General features: G+C 41.6%; 6 protein-coding genes and 4 tRNA genes. All 10 read left to right on the forward strand.

Annotated elements, in window-relative coordinates:
• The first annotated feature begins 141 nt into the window (after window positions 1-141).
• A complete protein-coding gene (locus ES754_RS09150) occupies window positions 142-1,764 on the forward strand; it encodes a peptide chain release factor 3 (protein WP_147223860.1) in 1,623 nt (540 codons plus the stop codon).
• 195 nt (window positions 1,765-1,959) lie between these two features.
• Window positions 1,960-2,205: a hypothetical protein gene (locus ES754_RS09155; protein WP_147223861.1), complete on the forward strand. Its 246-nt coding sequence runs from the start codon at window positions 1,960-1,962 to the stop codon at window positions 2,203-2,205.
• Between the two features lie 17 nt (window positions 2,206-2,222).
• Window positions 2,223-2,342, forward strand: coding sequence for an RsiV family protein (locus ES754_RS12355; protein WP_227678039.1), 120 nt, complete (start codon window positions 2,223-2,225; stop codon window positions 2,340-2,342).
• A gap of 221 nt (window positions 2,343-2,563) precedes the next feature.
• Window positions 2,564-4,033 carry an FHA domain-containing protein gene (locus ES754_RS12285; protein ID WP_227677912.1) on the forward strand — a complete coding sequence of 490 codons (1,470 nt, stop codon included), beginning with the start codon at window positions 2,564-2,566 and terminating at the stop codon, window positions 4,031-4,033.
• A 228-nt stretch (window positions 4,034-4,261) separates the two neighbouring features.
• On the forward strand, window positions 4,262-5,758 hold the full coding sequence (locus ES754_RS09170; protein WP_147223862.1) for an anthranilate synthase component I family protein: 1,497 nt from the start codon (window positions 4,262-4,264) through the stop codon (window positions 5,756-5,758).
• Window positions 5,759-5,941: 183 nt separating this feature from the next.
• Window positions 5,942-6,017, forward strand: a tRNA-Thr gene (locus tag ES754_RS09175).
• Window positions 6,018-6,037: 20 nt separating this feature from the next.
• A tRNA-Tyr gene (locus ES754_RS09180) sits at window positions 6,038-6,121 on the forward strand.
• A 69-nt stretch (window positions 6,122-6,190) separates the two neighbouring features.
• A tRNA-Gly gene (locus ES754_RS09185) sits at window positions 6,191-6,264 on the forward strand.
• A 102-nt stretch (window positions 6,265-6,366) separates the two neighbouring features.
• Window positions 6,367-6,441, forward strand: a tRNA-Thr gene (locus tag ES754_RS09190).
• Window positions 6,442-6,778: 337 nt separating this feature from the next.
• A partial coding sequence (locus ES754_RS09195; protein WP_228267773.1) for a GTP-binding protein occupies window positions 6,779-6,904 on the forward strand: 126 nt, incomplete at its 3' end.

Here is a 6,904-nt window from a genome sequence, read left to right on the forward strand (position 1 = left end):
CACTATCATAACTAGTACCAAAAATAGCATTTTGAGTGTAAATCCGCTACAATACGTGCACCAAAACCTTTCATATCTACTGATAAACCCTTTATAAAATCCTGCTATTTCCTTCCAAAATTTAACGATAAGTTATTGATTATGAGCGCAGATACCAAACTTTCAACACATAAGCTCTCGCCAGCTAAGCTTGCCCGTGAGGTTGCTAAACGCCGTACTTTTGCCATCATCTCGCATCCTGATGCGGGTAAAACCACTATGACTGAAAAACTGCTGCTATGGGGTCAAGCCATTCAGGTCGTAGGTGAGGTTAAAGGTCGTAAGACTGACCGCCACGCGACTTCAGATTGGATGAGTATGGAACAAGAGCGTGGTATTTCTATCACTACCTCGGTTATGCAGTTTCCCTATCAAGAGCACATTGTTAACTTACTTGATACTCCTGGACACGCTGACTTCAGTGAAGACACTTATCGTACTTTGACAGCCGTGGATAGTGCGCTAATGATGGTAGATGGGGCAAAGGGCGTTGAAGAACGTACCATCAAGCTGATGGAAGTCTGCCGGATGCGGGATACACCGATTATCTCATTTGTGAATAAACTGGATCGCCAAATCCGTGAGCCGCTTGAATTGCTTAGCGAAATTGAAGCAGTACTGAAAATTAAATGTATCCCTTTAACGTGGCCAATTGGTATGGGGCAAGACTTTGTTGGGGTCTACCATTTAACCGAAAATAAAACCTACTTTTATCAAAAGGGTCATGGCGGCGATATTGTCGATATCGAGACTCGCGATGGTTATGATTATCCTGATATTCGTGAGCGTCTCGGGGCGTTGATGTTTGCCTCATTTGAAGAGTCACTTGAGCTGGTACAAATGGCGCTAGAAGACTTTAGTATTGAGGCATTTTTAGCAGGCGAGATGACGCCCGTATTGTTTGGTACGGCATTGGGTAATTTTGGTGTGAATATGGTGCTTGATACGCTAGTTAAGTATTCACCGCCGCCAAAAGCACATCCTACAAATGAGCGTGAAGTGGCAGCTACTGAACCTAACTTTACGGGTTTTGTGTTCAAAATTCAGGCCAATATGGATCCGCGTCATCGTGACCGCATTGCCTTTTTGCGCGTGTGTTCAGGTAAGTACGAAAAAGGCATGAAGATGAAGCATGTCCGTCTGGGTAAAGAGGTGCGTATTGCAGATGCTTTAACCTTCTTGGCAGGCGACCGTGCAGCTTTAGAAGAAGCCTATCCTGGTGATATTATTGGCTTGCATAATCACGGTACGATTTCTATTGGCGATAGCTTTACTGAAGGTGAAGAGCTTAATTTCACCGGCATTCCACATTTTGCGCCTGAACTATTTCGCCGTGTAGTGCTCAGAGATCCTCTCAAATCTAAAGCCTTGCAAAAAGGTCTTCAGCAGCTGAGTGAAGAGGGTGCAACGCAAGTATTTATGCCGCAGATTAATAATGATTTAGTCTTAGGCGCAATCGGTGTATTGCAGTTCGAAGTGGTCGCGCATCGCTTAAAAGAAGAGTACAAAGTACAATGTACTTTTGAGCCCGTATCTATTGCCACCGTGCGCTGGATTCATTGCGATGATGAAGTCGCTTTAGCGAAATTTAAACGTAAAGCCCACGACCAATTATCCCTTGATGGCGGTGGCTATCTGACTTATTTAGCGCCGTCACGGGTGAATTTGCAGTTGATGCAAGAGCGTTATCCGGAAGTAACCTTTAGTAATACTCGTGAGCACTAAGTTTAAAACGCAGTTTGTTTCAAGCGCTTAATATCCTATTTTAAAAGACACGGCTGCCGTGTCTTTTTTATTGTCCATATTTTCTAGCATAAGGAACGTTTTAAAAACACAAACAGTGTTTCAACAATAACCCATGACGGTTACGGTAGACTATTGATTGATTTAATAGGTTTGTTATCCAGGATATATGGCAATATGACTCTATCAATTAACAAAAAGCCGCTAACAACTGCGCAATTAACCACTCTAAGCCAGTATTTGCGTTTATTTTCCACGCTGGCTAGCGGCATTTTATTGAGTGCCACTAGCTTATCGGCAAACGCTAGTAGCCTTATCAGTAGCACTGACGCTCTTGATTATGAGCTGCCTAAACGCTTGATGAAGACATCAGCAGCTACGAGAAAAGCTGGCCATTTACTCTCAATGACAACATTACCCTAACCGATAAAGGTATTCATATTCGCTATCAGGCTTATGACATTGGCCCCTATGTTTATGGTATGCCTGTGCTGAGCATTCCTTATAGTAAGTTGTGCGGTATAATTAAACCTCATTTTATTCCTAAACAAACGCAATAAAGAAATTCAACCTTACATCTTTTATAGATAGACATTAATGATATTGATTGTAAAAAATAGTGTTATTGCAATATAGAGTCGTAAAACTGCTAAGATAAAAAATATAATCCACTTTCTTAATGGTTTGAATAATAAAGTTATAAAGGGCGATACGAGTACACGTCATTTTAATAATAATAGTAAATGGATAAACTTTACTAAAAATAAGGAGCGATATCATAGTGAGCAATTCAAATGAGCATGACACAACATCGGTTGGAACTAATATTACAGATATAAAAGTCCCCGTAGAGTCCAACACTTGGCAGCTAAATGCACTAACAGAAGCGCTAGGCGACTTAACGTTGACGGTCAGCGATAGTTTATCAGTTGGGCGCGGTAGTGATAATGATGTGGTACTGGGCAGCAAGCAAGTATCCCGTAATCATGCGCTATTAAGCGTCTTGAATGGCAAGCTTTATCTCAAAGACTTAAACTCATCGAACGGTACTTTTATTAATGAGGAGCGTATTGAGGGTAATAAGTCCAAGCACCTCAAAGCCGATGATACCGTTGGGTTTGCAAGCTTTGCCTTTCAGGTGATGGCAGGAACATCAGATGCTATGGATGCTCCCACAGATATAGAACAGCCAGTTGAAACAGCGGCTGCCTTAACTCACACTGCACCGACAACTATTGACGTATTACCTACCGAAGTCGTTGATGCAGAAGTCGTGGATGGTGACGTGGTAGACTCTGAAGTTATCGACTCTATTGTTTTAGATACTAAAGTTGTTGATACTGATATTATTGATGCCGAAGTTGTTAATAATGATGTTATGGACGATACCACGCTTCCTATTGTAACCGCAGATGAAGTATTGGAAAGCTCAGAAAAGCGCCACAGTGATGACGTAGCAGCTACTCTTGATGAGCCTGCAATACGTTTAGAAGCTCAACCTGCTGCTTCTTCACCCGTAGAGCCTGTAGTCGTAGAAGAAACGGTTTTAGACAGTATGATTCTAAACGACACTACGTTAGACACTCCCACTTTATCCACCCCTACTTTAGAAGATACTAGCGCTCTCAATATGACTACAGAAAATGACGTACATAAGAATATAGGTAAACCAGTGGTAAAAGAGACCATTATCAAAGAGGTATTGTCTTCTAGTGAAAGCCTAGACCATACACCCACAAAAGCCACCCAAGCTCTTCCAACTACGTCAGCTATGCCAAGTACAGCAGATAAGCTGGAGCCAATAGTGTCCAAGGAAAACCTTAAAGAAAATTTACATCAAGAGGAAATGACTAATAGTTCACTAATCAACGAATCACTAGTCAATGAACCGATGATTAATGAACCATTAGAGAAAGTGCCAACGGCACCTCAAGAACCAGCCATGCAACAAGAACCAATAGTTACTCCAGAACAAGATAAAACGACTAAGACAGCACTACAAGAAGAAGCCGATCCAGATGTGTTACGTGCCAAACAAGCGGCAACTGGACAGTTCTCAGGAACCACTAATTTAGGTCAATCTCGCGATGTGGGTACTGAAGGCAATAATGCTATGGATCAAGCTATTGATAACACGGCCAATGCGGGACATGTCGAGAAAAAGCCCAGCGGTGGTTGGTTTATTTGGGTTTTTGTTGCCATTATCATTATCGGAATTGCATTATGGCTATTCAATATGGGCGGTGCGTAATCGCTAGCTGTTTGCTTATAGTCAACTAACGATAGTTGCTACTTAGCAGGTCTACAAACTGTTCAGTAATCCTAATTATTAATAACGCCTGCCGGTTTTGTTACAATGGCAGGCCTAGTCTTTACTTTTTTTTATTACTGCTTACTTTTTAAATTTATTACGACTCATTTTTTTCTTGTATGTACAACTCTCATCTTTTACCAATATAGTGCTAAGAGACTGCTTATTATGATGACTTTTGAAGAATATCAAGCCTTTAAAGACCAAGGCTTTAGCCATGTTCCCCTTATTAAAAAACGTTTAATGGATGTTCAGACGCCTGTTTCTGTGTTCTCTAAAGTTCGAGATTTGAGTGGTTCAGCCTACCTATTTGAGTCTGTAGTGGGGGGCGAGCGTTGGGCACGATATTCGATGATTGGCTTGGGTAGTGATCTGATTTTGCAATATGCTGATGGCATGATGACGCTTAAAAAAAACGACTGTATTGATGTCGATGCTGTTGCTGATCCCTTTGACTACCTTCGTAAGTTGATGGCGAACTATAAAATGCCAACGGTAAATGAGGTGCCTGCATTGCCCAGCTTTAGTGGCGGGCTAATAGGCTATTTTGGCTATGATATGGTTCGTGTGATTGAACCTAGCGTGGGCTTGTCTGATGCGCCTAACCCGATGTCACTACCAGATATGTGGTTGATGTTATCGATGAGCGTGATTGTTTTTGATAGTTTAGAAAACACGTTATCTATTGTTGTTTATGCCGATTGTCATAACGATGATGGCTATGGAGCGGCCATTCGTGAGCTGCAAAAAATAGAAGACAAATTGGCTGAGATGCCAGATTTAAGCGCGCCAATCATGCCAACGCCCAAGTTTAAATCGCAAACTGGGAAAGAAAAGTATTGTAACGACGTTAATAAAATTAAAGATTACATCTTGGCAGGAGATGTCATGCAAGTGGTTCCTGCTCAGCGTTTGACCGCAGACTATACTGGTGACTCACTTGCTGTCTATCGTGCCTTACGGTTTTTAAATCCGTCACCTTATCTATTTTTAGTGCATGGTTATACCCTTGACGACCACAAACGCTTTGATATTATCGGGGCGTCTCCTGAAATTTTATCTCGCATTGAAAATGGTAAAGTGACGGTTCGTCCATTAGCTGGAACCCGTCAACGTGGTCAAGATGAAGCCGAGGATTTGGCATTGGAGCAAGAATTACTCTCGGATAAAAAAGAGATCGCTGAGCATCTAATGCTCATAGATTTAGGCCGCAACGATATCGGCCGAGTTTGCGAATATGGTAGCGTCAAAGTCACCGAAAAGATGTTTATTGAACGCTACTCACAAGTCATGCATATTGCTTCCAATGTCGAAGGCACCGTACTTCCTGATAAAGATGCCTTAGATGTATTTTGTGCGACTTTCCCAGCAGGTACATTGTCAGGTGCGCCTAAAATTCGCGCAATGCAAATTATTGATGAGGTCGAGCCAGTACGTCGTACCGTGTTTGGTGGTTCAGTCGGTTATTTAGGCTGGCATGGCAACATGGATACTGCTATCGCTATTCGAACCGCAGTGATGCGCCGCGGCAAAATACATATTCAAGCGGGAGCTGGAGTAGTTGCTGATTCTATTCCAGAAGCAGAGTGGGATGAAACCAACAAAAAAGCATTGGCACTGGTTAAAGCCGTAAAAATGGCTTGTGATGGACTGCGTATTCGCTAGCTTTTTTTGATATGACCCATCATATAATTGCGCTGCATCAAGTTATCTGTAATTATTAATAATAAAAATATTAATATAATCAACTGCTTAAGTTTTATTTTCAAATAAATGATAATAAACTTCAGATAGGGGGTTGTATTTTGCACTGTATTTGATAGAATACACCCCACTTTGAGAGAACAAGCCGACTTAGCTCAGTTGGTAGAGCAACTGACTTGTAATCAGTAGGTCGCCAGTTCGATCCCGGCAGTCGGCACCATCTCTTTCAAGGTAACCTAAGGTGGGATTGGGGAGCGGTCAAACCCAACAGACTGTAAATCTGTCGCGAAAGCTTCGAAGGTTCGAATCCTTCTCCCACCACCATATTTTTAAAGTTTATCATAGCGCCAAGCTTACTCTGAATCAGTATTATTGTTTCAATAAAGAGTAATTGCGGGTGTGGTATAATGGTAACACCTTAGCCTTCCAAGCTAATGACGCGGGTTCGATTCCCGCCACCCGCTCCATATATATGGCACTAAGTAAACAGTATAATCCTATCACGACAGTTAGCTATTAAGACTGCCTCGTGATATTTTTTTAGATGACTTATTAGTTATCTAAAACACGCTCATATAGCTCAGCGGTAGAGCACTCCCTTGGTAAGGGAGAGGTCTTGAGTTCAATTCTCAATATGAGCTCCATTTATATTTCATACAGTCCAGTGTCACTATTGAAAAAAATAAAATCTATGCTCAAAGTAATGATTTAAAGGTGACACTGAGGTGTTGCCTTTTAGTGCTGTCAGTTCACTAATTAATATGTACCACTATAATTGTTAGGTGGTGTAGTGAATTAACACATTAAATAGATTGAAAAAATTATCATAGCGCCCATATAAGGTAGCTATTGTAATAGACAATATTTAATAGATGAGCCATAGCGTCAACGGTTTGATGGTTTTAACTCTGTCATAAGCCGTCAAACAGCTATTTACCGATCTTTGATTAATAAAGATTCACCAATAAAGAGGAAAATCTCATGGCAAAGGCCAAGTTTGAACGCAAAAAGCCACACGTCAACGTCGGCACCATCGGACACGTTGACCATGGTAAAACCACCCTTACCGCTGCTATTGCAACCGTAGCCGCTATCACCTCAGGTGGC

It is taken from the genome of Psychrobacter frigidicola, from assembly GCF_007997305.1.
Lineage (GTDB): Bacteria > Pseudomonadota > Gammaproteobacteria > Pseudomonadales > Moraxellaceae > Psychrobacter > Psychrobacter frigidicola.